The 18,888-nt window shown below is 71.3% G+C and carries 16 protein-coding genes and 1 pseudogene; 5 read left to right on the top strand and 12 right to left on the bottom strand.

The genetic code is table 11. The annotated features are described in order from the left end of the window. Positions 1–1,212: 1,212 nt before the first annotated feature. The 6 genes and pseudogenes from EAD98_RS31325 to EAD98_RS23355 all read right to left on the bottom strand — a co-directional run. Positions 1,213–1,730, bottom strand: a pseudogene (locus EAD98_RS31325) (transposase); the annotation flags it as partial. Positions 1,731–2,091: 361 nt separating this feature from the next. Continuing rightward, the gene (locus tag EAD98_RS23375) at positions 2,092–2,433 is read right to left on the bottom strand and encodes a hypothetical protein (RefSeq protein ID WP_121656160.1); all 342 of its coding nucleotides are present in this window, start codon (positions 2,431–2,433) and stop codon (positions 2,092–2,094) included. Between the two features lie 79 nt (positions 2,434–2,512). Then, positions 2,513–4,318 carry a glycoside hydrolase family 13 protein gene (locus EAD98_RS23370; RefSeq protein WP_121656159.1) on the bottom strand — a complete coding sequence of 602 codons (1,806 nt, stop codon included), beginning with the start codon at positions 4,316–4,318 and terminating at the stop codon, positions 2,513–2,515. Between the two features lie 3 nt (positions 4,319–4,321). Next, complete coding sequence (locus tag EAD98_RS23365; RefSeq protein WP_233583938.1) at positions 4,322–5,137, bottom strand: sugar ABC transporter permease; 816 nt, start codon at positions 5,135–5,137, stop codon at positions 4,322–4,324. A gap of 113 nt (positions 5,138–5,250) precedes the next feature. Then, a complete protein-coding gene (locus EAD98_RS23360; protein WP_121656157.1) occupies positions 5,251–6,888 on the bottom strand; it encodes an ABC transporter permease subunit in 1,638 nt (545 codons plus the stop codon). Next, positions 6,888–8,135 carry a maltose ABC transporter substrate-binding protein gene (locus tag EAD98_RS23355; protein WP_121656156.1) on the bottom strand — a complete coding sequence of 416 codons (1,248 nt, stop codon included), beginning with the start codon at positions 8,133–8,135 and terminating at the stop codon, positions 6,888–6,890. Before EAD98_RS23355 ends, EAD98_RS23360 begins: the two co-directional genes overlap by 1 nt. A gap of 199 nt (positions 8,136–8,334) precedes the next feature. Here EAD98_RS23355 and EAD98_RS23350 point away from each other — a divergent pair, with 199 nt between their 5' ends. The 3 genes from EAD98_RS23350 (at position 8,335) to EAD98_RS23340 (ending at position 11,790) form a co-directional block, all read left to right on the top strand. Next, the gene (locus EAD98_RS23350; RefSeq protein ID WP_121656155.1) at positions 8,335–9,414 is read left to right on the top strand and encodes a LacI family DNA-binding transcriptional regulator; all 1,080 of its coding nucleotides are present in this window, start codon (positions 8,335–8,337) and stop codon (positions 9,412–9,414) included. Positions 9,415–9,599: 185 nt separating this feature from the next. Further along, positions 9,600–11,237 (top strand): glycoside hydrolase family 13 protein, encoded by a 1,638-nt coding sequence (locus tag EAD98_RS23345; RefSeq protein ID WP_121656154.1) that lies wholly within the window; start codon positions 9,600–9,602, stop codon positions 11,235–11,237. 181 nt (positions 11,238–11,418) lie between these two features. Continuing rightward, a complete protein-coding gene (locus tag EAD98_RS23340; protein ID WP_121656153.1) occupies positions 11,419–11,790 on the top strand; it encodes a VOC family protein in 372 nt (123 codons plus the stop codon). 47 nt (positions 11,791–11,837) lie between these two features. On the opposite strand, the gene EAD98_RS23335 is transcribed toward EAD98_RS23340, so the two are convergent. From EAD98_RS23335 to EAD98_RS23310, 6 genes are all read right to left on the bottom strand, one after another. Further along, complete coding sequence (locus tag EAD98_RS23335; protein ID WP_089017805.1) at positions 11,838–12,275, bottom strand: hypothetical protein; 438 nt, start codon at positions 12,273–12,275, stop codon at positions 11,838–11,840. A gap of 81 nt (positions 12,276–12,356) precedes the next feature. After that, positions 12,357–12,743 carry a GntR family transcriptional regulator gene (locus EAD98_RS23330; RefSeq protein ID WP_121656152.1) on the bottom strand — a complete coding sequence of 129 codons (387 nt, stop codon included), beginning with the start codon at positions 12,741–12,743 and terminating at the stop codon, positions 12,357–12,359. Next, entirely contained in the window at positions 12,743–13,666 is a 924-nt protein-coding gene (locus tag EAD98_RS23325) for a YihY/virulence factor BrkB family protein (protein ID WP_121656151.1), read from the bottom strand. The genes EAD98_RS23330 and EAD98_RS23325 overlap by 1 nt, the downstream gene beginning before the upstream one ends. Before the next feature lie 79 nt (positions 13,667–13,745). Then, positions 13,746–14,312: a 2'-5' RNA ligase family protein gene (locus tag EAD98_RS23320; protein ID WP_199723511.1), complete on the bottom strand. Its 567-nt coding sequence runs from the start codon at positions 14,310–14,312 to the stop codon at positions 13,746–13,748. Between the two features lie 25 nt (positions 14,313–14,337). Continuing rightward, on the bottom strand, positions 14,338–15,363 hold the full coding sequence (trpS, locus tag EAD98_RS23315) for a tryptophan--tRNA ligase (RefSeq protein WP_121656149.1): 1,026 nt from the start codon (positions 15,361–15,363) through the stop codon (positions 14,338–14,340). A 33-nt stretch (positions 15,364–15,396) separates the two neighbouring features. Beyond that, complete coding sequence (locus tag EAD98_RS23310; protein WP_121656148.1) at positions 15,397–16,539, bottom strand: hemolysin family protein; 1,143 nt, start codon at positions 16,537–16,539, stop codon at positions 15,397–15,399. 248 nt (positions 16,540–16,787) lie between these two features. On the opposite strand from EAD98_RS23310, the gene galE reads away from it, so the two are divergent. Beyond that, on the top strand, positions 16,788–17,720 hold the full coding sequence (gene galE, locus EAD98_RS23305) for a UDP-glucose 4-epimerase GalE (protein WP_233578319.1): 933 nt from the start codon (positions 16,788–16,790) through the stop codon (positions 17,718–17,720). After that, entirely contained in the window at positions 17,717–18,886 is a 1,170-nt protein-coding gene (gene galK / locus EAD98_RS23300) for a galactokinase (RefSeq protein WP_121656146.1), read from the top strand. Before galE ends, galK begins: the two co-directional genes overlap by 4 nt. Positions 18,887–18,888: the final 2 nt, after the last annotated feature.

Genomic DNA, 18,888 nt, shown 5'->3' with positions numbered 1-18,888 from the left:
GCCCAGGAGGAGCTGCAGTGTGCGCCGAGTCCGAAGCGGCGGAGCAGCGCACTCATGTTGGCGCCGCTGTACTGCCACGACAAGGCCACTACTTCGTCCTCAGCCAGCCAGAGCCGCACAGCAGGGTCTCCCCGACCGGAGCAGCGCAGGCGAACAGCCGACCAGCCAGCCACAGCGTTCGGGATCCGCTGGTTGGGGGAACGGGGAGATGTAGCCGACGCGATGGCGCTGCAGTGTGACCCGGACTCTTCGTCCCGCCGGTACGCCTCGTCCCGTTCGCCCCCGGCGCCGGCAGACTGGCCTTCGACCGCGCTCAAGCATTGGCAGATCCACCACAGGTTCGTGATCAACCCGCCACCCGTCGCGACGCCTGTCCTCTTTTGCCGCGAGGATCGCCGTACCAGCATCAGGGCACATCCAATCAGCGTGCGTCCGCACGGGCTGACATAGGTCAAGGAAGCTGCCTGAAGGAGTTCTCCTGCCTGTCTATCGTCAGCCTGCGCCGATCAGCTGTCTCACTTACTTGCGCAACCTTCTCTTCGCCGAACTCGCGCAGGTCACTCCGTCAGCGTAGTAGACAACAGCTCTCGACATATAACATTACCGCGAGCGCCTTCCAGGACAGGCGACCAGAGTCACGCAGGTTAATCGAACTTGCAGCGCCGAGAATCGAAGTCAGAAGCATTCGAGACGCACTCAGAAAAGCATCGATAGGAAGTAGGATCCCTGGCAAAGTTTGGAGGGACGGCCAACAACGCCGCCCCTCCAAACCCTCCCGATTACCTGGTTTCGGACCATCCCGTATACAAGTAGGGCTGACCGCCAGGGCAGGTAGCCACGGAACTGTCACCCGACTTCGCCCCACGCCAAACGCCAAATACGGTCACTGCCCCGCCCCCTCCAGGCTGCGTCGTGCAATAAGCGCCCGCGCGGTAGTAGCCCGTCCCGCCCGTGCATTTCACCCAAACCTCGCCGGGCGGGCCGTACTTGTCGGTTTTGGAGCAGCCAGTGGGGGCGGCGGCAGCCGGGCTGGCGGGGAGAGTCACACCGAGGCCGGTGATAGCAAGAGAAGCGGCGAGCACCACGATTCGCTGCACATTAAATTTGGGCACTAGTTTCACTAGATTCCTCTCCACCAAGTCATCACCCCGTGGCGATGGATATCTATTTGTACTATGGATCATTCGCCAACACAAGCCTCGACAGAGTCCGGCGTTGCCAGGGGCTGTGGGGGTCGCAGAAGTAGACCGGGCAGCCGGTGGCGACGGTGAATGCGGCGTGAGCGGCCATCTCGCTGCCTTGGTCCCAGGTCAGGGAGCGGCGCAGGTGTGCTGGTAGGCGCAGGCCTTACCGATCACCAGGTCGCCTTCCCAGTGCCCGGGCACCGCCCGGTCGTCGGCCTCGGCGGGACGGGCACTGATGTGCAGGTCCCCGATCCACGGCCGGCGACTACGGCCACCCGCCGCGGCCCGTGACTGTGGGCGCCGATCCGCGCGCCCCGAACGCAGAGCGACCTGCCGGGTCAACTCCCTCCGCAGACTGCCCCGCGACTGAACGTAGATCGCCTGGTAAATCGTTTCGTGCGACACCCACAACTCCGGCCGGTCAGCGAACGTGGCCCGCAGCCACGTGGCGATCTGCTTCGGAGACCACCTACGCGCCAGTTTCCCCCGCACCACCTGCCGCAGCCGCGTCCCCGACCCCAACTTCGACGGCTTCGACCGCCGCCGCGCCACATCAGCCCGCCGCTGCGCCCACTGCGCCTGATACCCCCACCGATAGGACCGACGAACCCGCTCGCACGTCAACAACCGCCCGAGCGGGTTTTTCGTCCCATGCCGCGCGGAGTGATGCCGGGACACCTCCCGAGACGCCGTGCACACCGGCACCACCAACAAACCGGCGCTCTCACTAATACGCCGACCCGCACCCCACAGATGCTCCAACACCTGCCGATGCCAGAACGTCAACACACCCGGCCTGGCCACCGACACCCCAGCACAACCAAGATCAGTTTGCACTGAACCTTAGAAACCACCACCACCGTTGGCGAGACGCGTTCAAGATCGACGGTCATTCCCTTCCCGGACGTTACCGCCAAAAGACCGCGACCGCCGCGTTGACCAGCGTCAGACCGACGATCGCGAGGAAGTGGCCGCGATTGACCACGTCCCGCTTCCGGGAGAAGAAGACCATGACGAAGATCAGCAGCGCGATCACCAACTTCGTCACAAGCTTCGCCGGCGAAGGCTCGTCACCGTCGCGCAGCGGAGCGGAGAGGCCGAGCCCGGTCAGCAGTTGGATCACCGCACCCCAGAGCATGGCCGAGTTGATCCGTAGCCGGCCGCTGACGTACTGGGCGATCGAGCCGCCGAGCAGCAGGGCGAACCCGATGAGATGGACATAGAGGAGGATCAGTCGCAGTGCTTCCACGCCGCCCATCCTCCCCTACCAACGACAGTTTGTAGTAGGGGGTCGGGGCACTCGGCGCGTCCGGGCCACCGTGGTGGGTTCAGCACAGCCGCCAGACCTGGAAGGTGGGCCCGTCACCGGGCAGGGTCAGCGTGCCGTCCGGGCCGGGCCGCAGCGCCGGAGCGCCGCCGTACACGTTCTCCGCGGCCGGCAGCCCGGCGAGCCGCACCGGCGCACCGGCAGCCCGCCGGGCGAGCACCAGCACGGCCCCGGTCGGCGCCTCGCGCAGGAAGACGAGCGTGTCGGGGTCGTGGTGCAGCCGGCGGAGGCCGCCGTGGCGCAGCGCCGGCTCGCCCCGCCGCAGCGCGATCAGCGCCCGGTACGCGGCGAGCGTGCCGGCGTCCCAGCTCTCCGGCCGGTGCCACGGCATGGGGGTACGCGAGGACTCGCCGTTCGTGCCGGTCAGGCCGAGTTCGTCCCCCGCGAAGATCATCGGGATGCCGGGCATGGTCGCGAGCAGGCCGGCAGCCACCTCCTGGCGGGCAGCGTCGCCGACCACCGTCCGGATCCGGGCCGAATCGTGCGAGCCGAGCAGTTGCCAGGAGTGCGTGTACGCCCGCCACGAGACCAGCGACCGGTAGGCGTCCATGGTGGCGAGCACCGCGTCCGCGTCCCGCCGTGGGACGCCGCCCGGCGTGCCGAGGAAGTTCGGCGCCGGCTGGTCGCCGTGCCGCAACCAGGACCAGACCGGGTCGGTGAAGCCGACGTAGTTCATGGTCCCGTGCCAGCCGTCGCGATCCAGGTCACCGGTGTGGTCGTGGCCGTGCTCGGCCATCAGCAGGCCGTCCGGCCGGTCCCCGACGACCACCGAACGCAGCAGCGCCGCCACCTCGTGGGTGTACGCGTCGGCGCCCCGCCGGCCGGTCATGTTCGCCACGTCCACCCGCCACCCGTCGAGCCCGTACGGCGGTCGGAGCCAGCGGCGCAGCGCGGCGTCGTCGGCGGTGGCGAAGCGGCGGCGCAGCTCGGCGCTGCCCCAGTTCAGTTTCGGCAGCGACTTGACCCCGTTCCAGGACTCGTAGTCCCCGGTGCTGCCGTCGAAGTAGTACAGCTCCCGTTCCGGAGCGCGGACGTCGGAGGACGCGGCGGTGAACCAGTCGTGCGCGTCGCCGGTGTGGTTGCTGGTGATGTCGCCGAGCAGCCGCCAGCCCCGGGCCCGTACCGCGTCGGCGAGCCGGGCCAGCGCGGCGTCCCCGCCGAGCAGCGGGTCGACCCGGTCGAAGCTGGCCGCGTCGTAGCGGTGGTTGGATCGGGCCGGAAAGACCGGGGTCAGGTAGACGGTGTTCACCCCGAGCTGGTCCAGGTGGTCCAGCCGCTCGGAGATCCCGTCCAGGTCGCCGCCGTAGAGCTGGTGCGGCGTCTCCGGGCCGCGCCCGATCACCGGAGTGTCCCAGTCGCACGGGATCGCCCAGTCCGGCAGCGGCCGGGTGCCGGCCGCCGCGGAGCGGGCGAACCGGTCCGGAAAGATCTGGTAGATCACGGCGTCCCGCGCCCAGGCCGGCGGTGGCGCGTGCGTGACCAGCTTGAAGTCGCCGTGGTCGGGCACGTCGTGGTCGGCCGGACCGGCGGCGGTCAGCCACCGGGTACGCCGTCGCCCGGAGAGCAGGAAGCGGTAGTTGCTCACCGGGTTGCGCGCCTCGACCTCGGCCCGCCACCAGACCACCCCACCGTCGACGCGGTCCACAGTGGCCTCGCGGAAACGCGGCTCACCATCGCCGGTCGTGCGTACGTGCACCTGTTGGATGTCGCTCCCGGCCGGCGCACGGACGAAGACGTCGACCGTCTCCCCCAGCGTGGGCTCCTGCTGCGGGACGTAACTGGCCGATCCGTCGTGGTGCGGCTGCACGAGTTACCCCTTCACCGCGCCGGCGGTCAGCCCGGACACGATGTAGCGCTGGAGCAGTTGGAAGACCAGCACGGTGGGGATCGCGGTGAGCAGGGTCCCGGCGGCGAAGATCCCGAAGTTGTTGTTGCGCTCGTTGCCCTGCAACAGGCCGTACATGCCGACCGCGAGGGTCTTCGAGTCGCTGCTGGTGAGGAACACGTTGGCCATCAGGAACTCGTTGATGGTGCCGATGAACGCCAGCAGCCCGGTCACCGCCAGGATCGGCGCCACCAGCGGCAGCATGATCCGGAAGAAGACCTGGGCGTGCGACGCCCCGTCCATGGTCGCCGACTCGTCCAGCTCCCGCGGCAGGGTGTCGAAGAAGCCCTTCATCAACCAGGTGTTCACGCCGAGCGCGCCACCCATGTAGAGCAGCAACAACCCCCAGGGGGTGTTGAAGCCGATCGCCGGCCACAGATCGGTGATCGTGCCGAAGATCAGGTAGATCGCCACGATCGCCAGGAACTGCGGAAACATCTGGATCAACAGCAGGGCGAGCAGCCCCACCCGCCGGCCGCGGAACCGCATCCGGGAGAAGGCGTACGCGGCCAGCGCGGAGAGGAACACCGACGCGAACGAGGCCACCCCGGCGATCAGCAGCGAGTTGAGGAACCACCGCCCGAAGGCGGTCCGCTCGAACAACCCGCCGAAGTTGCCGAGCGACACCCCGTCGGTCGGCACCAGCTCGGTGGTGGAGAGCGTGCCGAGCGGGTTGAGCGCCGCGGAGAGCACGAACACGATCGGGAAGAGGCTGAACAGCACGCCGAGCGCGGCGACCAAATGCCGCCAGCCGACCTGCGCGAACCAGCGGTTGCGTCGCCGGCCGGCGACGTTGCGGTTGACCGCCGGCGGGCCTGCCGGGTCGCCGGTACGCGCAGCCCCGGTGAGCGTGGTCACGAGTACACCTCCTCCTGCTTACGGGTCCGCCGGAAGCTGGCCGCCGAGACCACCGCGACGATGGCGAAGATGAACAGCGAGATCGCGGCGGCGAAGCCGAACTGCGCGCCCTGCCCGCCGAAGGCGAGCCGGTAGGTGTACGTGATCAGCAGGTCCGTCGCTCCGTTGGTGGGGTTGTCGGCCGGGAACGGCGCGCCCTCGGTGGTCAGGTAGATCGCGTTGAAGTTGTTGAAGTTGTACGCGAACGACGAGATCAGCAGCGGGGAGAGCGCGACGAGCAGCAGGGGCAGGGTGACCGCGCGGAAGGACTGCCAGGGCGACGCCCCGTCGACCGAGGTCGCCTCGGTCAGCTCCCGCGGAATGGCCTGCAACGCGCCGGTGGCGACCAGGAACATGTACGGATAGCCGAGCCAGAGCTGCACCAGGATGACCGCGAAGCGTGCCGTCCACGGCTGGCCGAACCAGTCCACGTCCAGGCCGAGCAGGTTGTTGATCAGACCGAAGTCGGCGTTGAACATGTCCCGCCAGGCCAGCAGCATCGCGAACGACGGCATGGCGTACGGCAGGACCAGCAGCACCCGGTAGAGGTGGGTGCCGCGCATCCGGGGCGAGTGCAGCACGAGCGCGATCAACATGCCGAGCAGGAACGTTCCGCCGGTGGAGGCGACGGCGAAGGCGATGTTCCAGATCAGGGTGCCGAGGAACGGGCCGGAGATGTTCTTGTCGGTGAGCACCCGGGTGAAGTTGCTCAGCCCGACGTTGACCTTCCAACCCTGTGCGAGCCGCTCGCCGTCGGCGGCGACGAAGGCGCCCAGCTCCTCGTCGGCGGTCCAGGTCTGCCCGGTCTCGGTGTCCCGTACGCAGTCGCAGCCGGCCTCGTACGCCCGCACCGCCTTGCCCTCGTACGCGCGGGACAGGCCGCTGGAGCGCAGCGCGCCGCCGGCGGTGGGCACCACCAGGTCGGTGATCTCCTTGCTGCGGGCGCTGGCCTGGCCGAAGTTCAGCACGGTGTAGCCGTCGGCGGCGGTGACCTTGCCGCCCGGCGCGACGGTGACGTCGGCCGCGTCGAGCTGGCGTAGCCCGCCGGTGTCGCCGGCGGAGACCGTGCCGGTGGTGGGGTCGGTGACCAGGAAGACCAGCGGACCGGTGGCCGGGTCGCCCTTGGTGGCGATCGACAGGGCGTACTCGGCGGAGCCGGGCACCTGGGTGACCGAGGAGGTCTGGATCGCGACGATCGCCTCGTCCTTGCCGCCCCGGTGCCCGTCGCCGAAGTTGGTGAAGGCGGTGCTGGCCGTGTAGAGCACCGGGAAGACCTGGAAGGCGATCAGGAACAACGTGCCCGGGACCAGGTACTTGGCGGGGATGTGCCGGCGGGTGAGGTACAGGTAGAACAGTGCGGCGGTGGTCGCCGCCAGCAGCGCCAGGCCGGCCCACTTCTCGCCGTCGATGAGCGGGAAGGCCGCCCAGACCGCGATACCGGCGGTCAGGCCGAGCAGGAGCACCTTGCCGGCCACGCCGGTCAGGGTGATCGGCGCGTGGTCACGCGTGGCACGGGAGCGCGGGGGCCGGGAGCCGACCGGCCCCCGGCCCGGGGCCTGCGTGGCAGACCCCGGGCCGGACAGCGGCGTGCTCATTACTTGATCTGGCCGGAGATGGTCTTGCCGGCTGCGGTGATGGTGCTGGTCGGGTCGGCTCCACCGATGACGGCGGCCTCGGCCTTGCCGAACGGGTCCCAGATCGCGGCCATCGCCGGGATGGCCGGGAGCACCTGGCCGTTCTTGCCGGCCTCCTGGAACTTGGCCAGGTCGGGGTCGCTGCCCTTGACCTGGTCGAGGGCGGCGGTCAGCGCCGGCGGGCGGGGCTCGGCGTTGTACAGCGCGACGGCCAGCTCGGGGGTGGTGGTGTAGTTGGCCACGAACTCCTGGGCCAGCGCCTTGTTCTTGCCCTTGGTGGCGACGTAGAACGCCTGCACACCCACGAACGGCTGGGCTTCCTTGCCACCGGCGAAACCGGGGATGGCGGAGATGTCGTACTTGATGTTGGCCTTCTTGACGTCCGCCACCGCCCACGGGCCGGAGACCAGGTACGCGCACTTCTTGCTGGTGAAGGTGGCGATCGAGTTGGTGTCCGCGATGGAGCGCTTGAGCACGCCCTCGCCCTTCTCGCCCAGCGCGCCGATCTTCTTGAACGCCTCGATCGACGCGGGCTTGCCCACGCCCAGGTCCTTCGGGTCATAGTCGCCGTTGGCGCCGGTGCCGAAGAGGTAGCCGCCGGCCGAGGTGTACAGGGGGTAGATGTGGTAGGCGTCGCCGTTCTGGCCGACCTGGAGGCAGAGCGTCTCGGTGGCCTTCTTCGCCGTCTTGAGCTGCTTGCCCGTGGTGACCAGGTCCTCAATGGTCTTCGGCGCCTCGGGGGCCAGCTCGGTGTTGCGGATCAGAGCGAGGTTCTCCTGCGCGTACGGCACGCCGTAGAGCTGGCCGTTGAAGGTGACCGCCTTGATGGCGGTCTCGTTGAACGCGCTCTTCTGCTCGGCCGCGAGCTGCACGGGGTCGATGGCGCCGTTCTGCACCAGGTTGCCGATCCAGTCGTGCGCGCCGACCACCACGTCGGGGCCGCTGCCCTGCTGCGAGGCGGTGACGAAGTTGGTCTGCAGGTCCTTGCTGACGGCCTGGACCTCGACGGTGACGCCGTTCTCCTGGCCGAACTTCTCGGCGAACGGCTTGAGGGCGGCGGTCCGCTTGTCGTCCGCCCAGATCACCAGTTTGCCGCCGGCGGCCTTGGGGGATTCCTTCGCGGCCGGCTCGTCGCTGTCGCCACCACAGCCGGAGGCGGCGAGCGCCAGGGCGAAGAGGGCGACCACACCCGCGGTACGGATGCGCATCGGTACTCCTGTCGTCATGGCGGGTCCGCCGGGGGAAGGGCAGCCCGCCAGTGGGAACCTCTGGAAATTCTTGCCAACCGGCGCGTCAATACCGCGCCGCTGCTCTCGCATGTTGCCGGGACGTTAGCAAGAGGTTGCAGATAATGGAAGGGCTTGCAGAGAGCCCCGCAAGAACTTGCCGGTGGGCTAAAGTGCCGCCATGCGCGCTCGACTGTCCGACATCGCCCAGCAGGCCGAAGTCAGCGAGGCCACGGTGTCGCGGGTGCTCAACGACCGCCCCGGCGTGGCCCCGGAGACCCGGCAGGCCGTCCTCACCGCCCTCGACGTGCTCGGCTACGAGCGACCAGCACGGCTGCGCAAGCGCAGCGCCGGGCTGGTCGGCCTGGTCGTGCCGGAGCTGGACAACCCGATCTTTCCGGCCTTCGCCCAGGTCATCGAGTCGACGCTGGCGCAGAGCGGGTTCACCCCGGTGCTCTGCACCCAGACCGCCGGTGGCGTCACCGAGGACGAGTACGTCGAGATGCTGCTGGACCGGCAGGTCTCCGGGATCGTCTTCGTCTCGGGCCTGCACGCCGACACCGCCGCCAACCACGACCGCTACCGGGCGCTGATCGCCCGGCCGTTGCCGGTCGTGATGATCAACGGGTACGTGCCCGGCATCGGCGCCCCCTTCGTCTCCTGCGACGACGGGGAGGCCGCCGAGCTGGCGGTGGCCCATCTGGTGGCCCTCGGCCACCGCCGGATCGGCCTGATCACCGGGCCCGACCGGTTCGTCCCGGTGCAGCGCAAGGTGGCCGGCTGGCGCTCCGCGATGACCCGGCTGGCCGGCGCCGCCGAGGCCGACCTGGGTCCCCTGGCCGAGCTGTCGCTGTTCGGTGTGGAGGGTGGCGAGGCCGCGGCCGGCCGGCTGCTGGACCGCGGCGTGACCGGTGTCGTGTGCGGCTCCGACCTGATGGCGCTCGGCGCGATCCGGGCGGCTCGCCAGCGCGGCCTGACCGTCCCCGGCGACCTCTCCGTGGTCGGCTACGACGACTCGCCGCTGATGGCCTTCACCGACCCGCCGCTGACCACCATGCGGCAGCCGGTCACCGCGATGGCGGTGGCGGCGGTCCGGGCCCTGGTGGACGAGATCAACGGGCACGGCGCTCCGCACTCGGAGTACCTGTTCCGCCCGGAGCTGGTGGTGCGCGGCTCCACGGCCGTCGTGCCGGCCCGCCCCAGCGCGGGAGGGGCCAACCGGCACCGGCCCGGCTCGTCCGCGCTGGCCGTTTCCGCCTGAACACGGGCCGTACCGCCGGCCACACCAGCCAACTGCCGCCGCAACCATGGCACTTCCTTGCGCAAGAACTGCTTGACTCTTGCAGCGCTCGGCCGGCATATTGCTGAGACACCCGCGCGGGCCACCGGCCATACCGCGCCGGGTGGCACCGCACCCGGCCCGAGACAGACGGGGAACGCCAACCGATGACCGCCAGCACCGCCACCCCGCCCCGCACCACCGACGACGACTGGTGGCGCTCCGCGGTCGTCTACCAGGTGTACGTCCGCAGCTTCGCCGACAGCGACGGCGACGGCACCGGCGACCTCCAGGGCATCCGGCAGCGCCTGCCGTACCTGCGTGACCTCGGGGTGGACGCGCTCTGGCTGACCCCCTTCTACACCTCTCCGATGATCGACGGCGGGTACGACGTCGCCGACTACCGGGACGTCGACCCGATGTTCGGCACCCTCGCCGACTTCGACGCGATGATCACCGACGCGCACGCCCTCGGCCTGCGGATCATCGTCGACCTGGTGCCCAACCACACCTCCAGCGCGCACCGCTGGTTCACGGCCGCCCTCGACGCCGGCCCCGGCTCGCCCGAGCGGGCCCGTTACCTGTTCGCCGACGGCCGGGGCGCGCACGGCGAGTTGCCCCCGAACGACTGGGAGAGCATCTTCGGCGGGCCGGCCTGGACCCGGGTCCCGGACGGCGAGTGGTACCTGCACCTGTTCGACCCGTCCCAGCCGGACCTGAACTGGCGCCACCCCGAGGTCCGCGCCGAGTTCGAGGACGTGCTGCGGTTCTGGCTGGACCGGGGCGTGGACGGCTTCCGGATCGACGTGGCGCACGGCATGATCAAGGCCGAAGGGCTGCCGGACGTCGGCTTCAGCACGGTGACCACCGGCCAGCGCCAGGTCGAGCTGCTGGGCAAGGGCCGACTGCCCTACTTCGACCAGGACGAGGTGCACGACATCTACCGCGCCTGGCGGCCCATCCTGGACAGCTACCCCGGCGGCCGGATGGCCGTGGCCGAGGCGTGGGCCGAGACCCCGCAGCGGCTGGCCCGCTACATCGGCCCCGACGAGCTGCACCAGGCCTTCAGCTTCGACTTCCTCGACGCCACCTGGTCGGCGGACTCGTTCCGCAAGGTGATCGACACCGCGCTGGCCGAGTCGACCGTCGTCGGCGCGCCCACCACCTGGGTGCTGTCCAACCACGACAAGCAGCGACACGTCACCCGCTACGGCGACGGCGCCGAAGGGCTGCGCCGTGCCCGCGCGGCCAGCCTGCTGATGCTCGCCCTGCCCGGCTGCGCCTACCTCTACCAGGGCGAGGAGCTGGGCCTGCCCGAGGTGCTCGACCTCCCCGACGAGCTGCGCCAGGACCCGGCGTTCCTGCGTACCGGCGAGAGCCGGGACGGCTGCCGGGTGCCCATCCCGTGGAGCGGCGAGCTGGCCCCGTACGGCTTCGGGCCGGCCGGCAGCGAGCAGAGCTGGCTGCCCGCGCCGGCGACCTGGTCGGCCCTCTCCGTCACCGCACAGACCGGCGTGCCCGGCTCCACGTTGGAGCTGTACCGGGCCGCGCTGCGGATCCGGCACGAGCACCCGGCGCTGGCCGTCGACGCCGGCGGGGTGACCTGGCTGGAGAGTGGGCCGGGCGTGCTCGCGTTCTCCCGCACCGCCGGCGCGACCGTGCTGACCTGCGTGGTCAACCTCAGCGGCGCGCCGGTCCCCATCGACGGATACGGCGAACCGCTCGTCGCCAGCGAGGCGCTCACCGGGCAGGGCTCCGGCCACCTGCTGCCGGTCGACGCGGCCGCCTGGTTGGAACGGCGCTGAGCGGGTAACCCGTCATCGACCTGGTCGTCCGTCGTGCCCCGCGCCGACGGGCGACTGGGCTACCGGCCCCTTGTGGTGGGGGGTGAGGTGGCGCCGGCGCCGCGCGGAGTCCGCTCCGTGTGGCGCCGGTGTCCGTCTGCGCCGAGGTGTACGCCGTCGTGGCCGGGGGTACGGCAAACCCATGGCGGTACGAATCGCGCAGTGCACGATCGACGTCGAGGACCTGGACCTCATGGTGTCCTTCTGGTCCGCGGCGCTCGGTTACGAGATCGAGCGGGGTGACGACGGCAGCGCCAAGCTCTGGCCGCCGGGCCAGCCGTCCGCGTCGTCGCCCAGCTTCTGGTTACAGGGCTCCGGCACGGCCAAGCGGGGCAAGAACCGGCTCCACCTCGACCTGGTTGCCGACGGTGACCCGCAGGCCGAGGTGCGGCGGCTGGTCGAGCTCGGCGCGCGGCACGTCGACGTCGGGCAGAGCGGGACCGAGCAGTTCACGGTGCTCGCCGACCCCGAGGGCAACGAGTTCTGCGTGCTGGACAGCGCACCGACCCGCTGACCGAGCCGTTCACCGGCGGGAGGGCGGCGTCGCCGGCCCGACGCCGCTCACTTCGCGGTGAGCAGCGCCGCGATCCGGGTGAAGCCGGCGCGCACCTCGGCCTCGTCCGGCGGCTCGGCGGGTTCGCCATGGCCCGCCTCGTCGGCGGCGGCGTCCAGCTCCTCGTCGATCACGTCCTCGAAGTCGCCGTACAGGTCGGCCCCCTCGACCTGCCGGGCCTCGTCCTCGGCGGCGACCTGGGCGGCGGCGATCTCGCTGCGGATCTCGTCGGCGGACAGCGCCGGCAGCAGCGGTTCCACCACGGCCATCAGCTGCTCCTCAGCCACCACCGCCTCGGCCAACGCCAGCGCGTGCGGCCGCTCGTACGGCCCGCAGACCACGGGCTCCCACTCGTCGAGGTCACCGAGCGGGCCGAAGGTGATGATCCACGGTAGGCCGAGCATCGGCGAGTCGGCCGGCAGGTCCAGTGTCATGAGTGCGCCCACGGGCTCATCATGGTCTGCGAACGCGAGCGTGGAACGCCGTTCGCCTCAGTTGTCGCCCGTCCGGCACCCGATCCGGCCCGGTCAGCCGGGGCGGGCGGCGTCCAGGGCGGCGCGCACCAGGGCGAGCGCGGTGGCCGGTGGCACGCCGAGCCGGACCGCCTCGGCCGCGTACCCGGCCGCCGCCCGGTGCAGCCGGTCGACGGCGTCGTCCCGGCCGGGGGCGACGAAGGTGCCGTTGCGCCCCCGGGTCTCCAGCAGCCCGGCCGCCTCCAGCTCCCGGTACGCCCGAGCCACCGTGTTCGCCGCCAGCCGCAGGTCGGCGGCGAGCTGTCGGACGGTGGGCAGCCGGCTGCCCACCGGCAACCGGCCGTCGCCGATCAGCTCGGCGAGTTGCCCGCGCACCTGCTCGTACGGCGCCACCGACGAGTCCGGGTCGACCGAGATCAGCACCTGCGTACCTTCCGTCATCAGCCCGCGCCGCCCGGCGTACCGGGATCGGTGTCCTCGTCGAGGTTCACCGGCGGGGCGCCCTCCGCCAGATCGATCACCCGCCCGCGCGTGCTGGTCGCGAGGAGCGCCGCCCCGAACAGCACCAGCTGGTTGAGCAGGTAGAGGTAGAGCAGCAGGCCGACGGCGCCGGCCACCACCGTGTACGCCGGATTCCGCTCGGTCCGCACCACGTAGTACCGCCCGACGGTGTTCAGCAGCGTGATGCCGACCGCGACCAGCACCACCACCGGACGCAGCCGGGACCGGCTCACCCGCAGTCGGGGCACCGCGACCAGCAGCGCGGTGGCGAGCACCGCGTTGATCAGCACGCTGAGCACGGCGCTGATCGTGGTCAGACCGACCGAGCCCGTGCTGCGCAGCAGGAAGCGCAGCAGGGATTCCAGCGCGTCCACCGCCGCCACCGAGACGCCGAGCAGCACGAAGACGCCGACCAGCACCCCCAGGTCGACCAGCCGCCGGATCACCAGGTTGCCGGGCTGCTGGTTGAGCCGGTACATCAACCGCTGCGAGGAGCGGATCGCCTCCACCCAGCCGATGCCGGTGAAGACCAGGATGACCAGGCCGACCACGCCGACGGTGCCGCTGGAGTTGGCGATCTGCTCCGCGTCCAGGAACGGCAGGTTCTCCTTCAGGAACCCGGCCGCCGCCGCGCTGACCTCGTCGTTGTCCTCCAGGATCGCGCCGAAGATGGAGTACGCGACCAGCGCGAGGGCGAACACCGCGAAGAAGCCGTAGTAGGCGATCGCGGCCGCCAGCCGTCCGGCCAGCACCTCGGCGTAGAGGGCACCGGCCCGCCACACGTGGTCGAAGAGCCCCGACCGGCTGCGTGCGGCGCTCACCCAGCGGTCGATGCCCGCCTCGATCCGGCCGATGACGTTCACGCGGTCATCCTCGCCGATCTTCCGCCGCCGTGGTGGCAACCGGCTACCCGTGCTCGCCGGGCGGCGCGTCGCCGGTCGGTCAGCCGCCGAGGCGGAAGTCGCGACGCGGCTGCCACCGGGCCTGCCCGCTGTGCGAGAACAGGGTGAACGCGTCCACCTCGAACATCGCGGAGAAGTCGGCCAGATCCTCGTACGCCTTGTCCAGCGCCTCCGGCGCCACGTCCTGCGCCACGGTGACGTGCGGATGGTACGGAAAGCGGGTCTGGCGGTGCAGGCCCGGCGTGGCGGCGATGGCGGAGGCGAGCAGTTCGCATTCGCTGATCCCGGCGGCCACCGCCACGAACACCACCTGGGTCACCGGGCGGAACGTGCCGGTGCCCCGCAGGTGCAGCGTGAACGGCAGGTGCGCGGCAGCGACGTCGGCGAGGTGCCGCTCGACGGCCGGCAGGTTCGCGGTCGAGATCTCGGTGGGCCCGAGCAGCGTCACGTGCGCGGGTACGGCCAGCGGGTCGCCGGCCTCGACCCGCCGCCGGGTGAGCTGGGCGCCCCACGGCTCCGGGATGTCCACCGCGATGCCGATCTGGATGGTGTCACCGGTCGGCGGCACCCCACCACTGCGATCCACGCGCGCCGCCCCTTCGGCCACCGACCCGCCCACCTGTCCCGCGGCGCTATTCGCCGCGTACCGGCGGGAAGAACCCGACCCGCTCGTAAGCCGACCGCAGGGTCGCCCCGGCCACCGCGCGGGCCTTCTCCGCGCCGGCGGCGAGCAGCTTGTCCAGCTGCGCCGGGTCGTCCAGGTAGGTGCTGGTGCGCTGCTGGATCGGGCGGACGAACTCCGCCACCACCTCGGCCAGCTCCTTCTTCAGGTCTCCGTAGCCGCGACCGGCGTACGCGGCCACCAGCTCGTCGATGTCACGCCCGCTGAGCGCCGAGTGGATGGTCAGCAGGTTGGACACACCCGGCTTGGTCTCGGCGTCGAAGACGATCTCCCGGCCGGTGTCGGTCACCGCCGACCGGATCTTCTTCGCCGACCGGGCCGGGTCCTCCAGCAGGTCGATGATGCCGGCCGGCGAGGACGACGACTTGGACATCTTCGCGGTCGGGTCCTGCAGGTCGGTGATCTTCGCGGTGTCCTTGACGATGTGCGGCGCGGGCACGGTGAACGTCGGGCCGAACAGCGAGTTGAACCGCTGGGCCAGGTCCCGGGAGAGCTCCAGGTGCTGACGCTGGTCCTCGCCGACCGGCACCGCGTTGGCCTGGTACAGCAGGATGTCGGCGGCCTGCAGGATCGGGTAGGTGAACAGGCCGACGCTGGCCCGCTCGTTGCCCTGCTTCTGCGACTTGTCCTTGAACTGGGTCATCCGGCTGGCCTCGCCGAAGCCGGTGATGCAGCCGAGCACCCAGGCCAGCTGCGGGTGCTCGGGCACCTGCGACTGCACGAACAGGGTGCTGCGCTCCGGGTCCAGACCGACCGCGAAGAGCTGGGCGGCGGCCACCCGGGTCCGCTGGCGCAGCAGCGCCGGGTCGTGGCCCGCCGTGATGGCGTGCAGGTCCACCACGCAGTAGAACGCGTCGTGGGTCTCCTGCAGGGCCACCCAGTGCCGCACCGCGCCGAGGTAGTTGCCGAGGTGGAACGAGTCGGCCGTCGGCTGGATGCCGGAGAAGACGCGGGGGCGGGCGGGAACGTCGGACATGCCGACAATTCTGTCAGCAAGCAACGGGGCCCGTCATGACGGGCCGGCGGGTCGGCCGCGGCCCGCCGATGTCGGGGCGTTGACCTCGCGCGGTTCCCTCGCGCCGATCCGGCGGGCGGGCGCTGCGCCGGCTTCGCGCCGCTGCCCGGCCCCGCCCTCCCGGGCCTGCCCCGCGGCGTCGCGCGCCGACCCGGCGGCGGGCTCACGGCGTTGCTCCGGCACCCGCATGGCGGAGACGGCGAGCCGGGCCACCCGGCGTCCGTCGAGGGCCAGCACCCGCAGCAGCCAACCGCCCGGTGGGTCAGCCGGGTCGGGTCCGCCGGCTTCGGCCGGCTCAGCGGGTACGGGCACCTCGTCGCCGGTGACCGGCAGTCGGCCCAGCGCGGCCATCACGAACCCGCCGACCGTCTCGTACGGTCCTGCGGGCAGCGCCACCCCGGTCCGCTCGGCGAAGTCGGCGAGGTTGAGTCGACCGTCGACCACGGCGGGCAGGCCGGCGTGCACCGGGTCCGGCGCGACGTCGTACTCGTCGTGGATCTCGCCGATCAGCTCCTCGATCAGGTCCTCCAGGGTGACGATCCCGGCGGTGCCGCCGTACTCGTCGACCACCACCGCGAGGTGCTGGCCCTCCCGGCGCATCTCGGTCAGCGCGGGCAGCACCCGCTTGCTGCCGGGCAGCCGCTTCACCTCCCGGGTGAGCTCGCCGACGGTGGCGCACGCGTCGGCGTCCGGGCGCAGCAGCACGTCGCGGAGGTGCACGAAGCCGACCACGTCGTCGTGGGTGCCGTCGGTGACCGGGTAGCGGGTGTGGGTTTCGGCGCGGACCAGCCGGGCGGCCTCGGCGATGGTCAGCCGGGCGGGCAGGAAGACCACCTCGGTGCGGGGCATCATCACCTCGCGGACCAGGCTCGCGCCGGCCACCAGAACCTCGTCGATGATCCGTCGCTCATCCGGGTCGAGCAGCGTGTTCGCCGCGACGAGGTCCCGCAGTTCGGCCTCGGAGATGCGTTCCCGGCCGGCTGCCGGACCGGTCCCCAGCAGGTCGGTGACGAGACGGGTGGCGCCGTCGGCGGCGCGGACCACCACCCGGGCGACGGCTCGGGCGAGCGGGCCAGGGTCGCGGCGGGGCCGCCCCCGCGTGCCTCGCCGGAGCCCGGTACGGGCCGCTTCCCGCATGACAGAGATGGTAGACATCGGCGGCCCACCGCACCGGGGTTCGCGGGCAGCGGGGCGAATGTTCGGCTCTGTTTAATCGTGAGAGATTATGATGGAATGGGGACGGCGGCGTGCTCGGCCTGGGGCCGCGCCCGCCGCCGTAGGGTGATTCACCGAGGCCACGTCCCGGGCGGGGCCAGGCAGGAGACAACGACGTGAAACTGCTCGTCACCGGGGGCGCCGGCTTCATCGGCAGCGTGGTGACCCGGATGCTGCTCGACGCGGGTCACCAGGTGGTGGTCCTGGACGATCTACGCACCGGCCACCGCGAGGCCCTCGCTCCCGAGGCGACCCACGTCGAAGCGTCCATCCACGACGCCGCGCGGATCGTCACCCCCGACGCCGGCTTCGACGGGGTGTTGCACTTCGCCGCCCTGATCGCCGCCGGCGAGTCGATGGTCAAGCCGGAACTGTACTGGCAGACCAACACGGTCGGCACGCTCGCCCTGATCGACGCGGTCCGGGCCGCCGGGGTGCCCCGGATGGTCTTCTCCTCCACCGCCGCCGTCTACGGCAACCCCACCGAGCTGCCCATCCCGGAGACCGCGGTCAAGGCGCCCACCAACACGTACGGCGCCACCAAGCTCGCCGTCGACATGGCGCTCACCTCCGAGACGATCGCCCACGGGCTGGCCGCCGTGTCGCTGCGCTACTTCAACGTGGCCGGCGCGCACCTCGCCGGCGACGTCGCGCTCGGCGAGCGGCACGACCCGGAGACGCACCTGATCCCGATCGCGTTGGAGGTCGCCGCCGGCCGGCGGGAGAAGCTCCAGCTCTTCGGCGACGACTACCCCACCGTGGACGGCACCTGCGTCCGCGACTACATCCACGTCGCCGACCTGGCCCGGGCCCACCTGCTGGCGCTGGACGCCGCGAGTGCGGGCCAGCACCGGATCTACAACCTGGGCAACGGCAACGGCTTCACCAACCGGCAGGTGGTCGACGTCGTCCGCGAGGTCACCGGGCACCAGCTGCCGGTCGAGGTCGCGCCCCGCCGTGAGGGCGACCCGGCCGAACTGGTCGCCTCCTCCGCACTGGCCCGTGACGAGCTGGGCTGGGTGCCGCAGAAGCCCACCCTGCACGACATGGTCGGGGACGCCTGGGCCTTCTACCGCACGCACATCCTGGAGCAGCAGTCATGAGCCACCCGATCGGTGACGTCGCCGAGCGGGCCGCCGCCGGCTTCACCGCGCAGTACGGTGGCCGCGCCGCCGGCCGCTGGGCGGCTCCCGGCCGAGTCAACCTGATCGGCGAGCACACCGACTACAACGACGGGTTCGTGCTGCCCTTCGCGCTGCCACTGCGGACCGTCGCCGCCGCCGACCGGCAGGACGGCGAGCGGTGGACGGTCTGGTCCGAGCTCTCCGACGAGACGATCACGTTCGGCCCGGACGACGTCGCCGAGCCGGGCCGGGTCACCGGCTGGGGCGCGTACGTCGCCGGTGTGGTCTGGGCGCTGCGCGAGGCCGGCCACCTGGTGCCCGGCGCGCGGCTGGCGATCGCCTCCGACGTGCCGCTGGGCTCCGGTCTCTCCTCCTCGGCCGCGCTGGAGTCGGCCGTGCTCGCCGCACTGCTCGACCTCGGAGGGCTGGAGCTGCCCGCCGAGCGGCAGCCCCGGCTGGCGCAGCGGGCGGAGAACGTCTACGTCGGCGCGCCGACCGGGATCATGGACCAGTCCGCCGTGATCCGCTGCCGCGGCGGGCACGCCCTGTTCCTCGACTGCCGTGACGAGTCCGTCGAACACATCCCGTTCGACCTGGACGCCGCCGGGCTGGCCGTGCTGGTCATCGACAGCCGGGCGCCACACCGGCACGCCGACGGCGAGTACGCCGCCCGCCGCCGGTCCTGCGAGGCGGGAGCCAAGGCGCTCGGCGTCGCGGCGCTGCGCGATGTGACCGTCGATCAGCTCGACGCCGCGTTGGCCGGGCTCGACGACGAGGAGACCCGGCGACGGGTCCGGCACGTGGTCACCGAGGACCAGCGGGTGCTGGACACGGTGGCGCTGCTGCGCGCCGGCCGGGTCCGGGACATCGGCCCGCTGCTCACCGCCTCGCACGTCTCGATGCGCGACGACTTCGAGATCACCGTGCCGGAGATCGACACCGCGGTCGAGGCGGCTCTCGCGGCCGGCGCGCTGGGCGCCCGGATGACCGGCGGCGGTTTCGGCGGGTGCGTCCTCGCCCTCGTCGACACGGACCGTGCCGACGCGGTCGCCGCCGCCGTCACCACCGCCTACGCCGAACAGGGCTTCACCACCCCGAACACCCTGACGGTCCTCCCGTCCCCCGGCGCCACCCGCCTCGACTAACC

Source organism: Micromonospora sp. CV4 (genome assembly GCF_003667455.1).
Taxonomy (GTDB): Bacteria; Actinomycetota; Actinomycetes; order Mycobacteriales; family Micromonosporaceae; genus Micromonospora.
The sequence above is the reverse complement of the archived record's forward strand: the minus strand, read 5'-3'. Positions and strand labels throughout refer to the sequence as shown.

Coding starts and splice junctions, on each gene's coding strand:
- EAD98_RS23350 (WP_121656155.1), top strand. CDS start 8,335: ATGCGCGCTCGACTGTCCGACATCGCCCAGCAGGCCGAAGTCAGCGAG.
- EAD98_RS23310 (WP_121656148.1), bottom strand. CDS start 16,539: ATGCGGGAAGCGGCCCGTACCGGGCTCCGGCGAGGCACGCGGGGGCGG.
- EAD98_RS23330 (WP_121656152.1), bottom strand. CDS start 12,743: ATGACGGAAGGTACGCAGGTGCTGATCTCGGTCGACCCGGACTCGTCG.
- EAD98_RS23355 (WP_121656156.1), bottom strand. CDS start 8,135: ATGCGCATCCGTACCGCGGGTGTGGTCGCCCTCTTCGCCCTGGCGCTC.
- galK (WP_121656146.1), top strand. CDS start 17,717: ATGAGCCACCCGATCGGTGACGTCGCCGAGCGGGCCGCCGCCGGCTTC.
- EAD98_RS23360 (WP_121656157.1), bottom strand. CDS start 6,888: ATGAGCACGCCGCTGTCCGGCCCGGGGTCTGCCACGCAGGCCCCGGGC.
- trpS (WP_121656149.1), bottom strand. CDS start 15,363: ATGTCCGACGTTCCCGCCCGCCCCCGCGTCTTCTCCGGCATCCAGCCG.
- galE (WP_233578319.1), top strand. CDS start 16,788: ATGCTGCTCGACGCGGGTCACCAGGTGGTGGTCCTGGACGATCTACGC.
- EAD98_RS23345 (WP_121656154.1), top strand. CDS start 9,600: ATGACCGCCAGCACCGCCACCCCGCCCCGCACCACCGACGACGACTGG.
- EAD98_RS23340 (WP_121656153.1), top strand. CDS start 11,419: ATGGCGGTACGAATCGCGCAGTGCACGATCGACGTCGAGGACCTGGAC.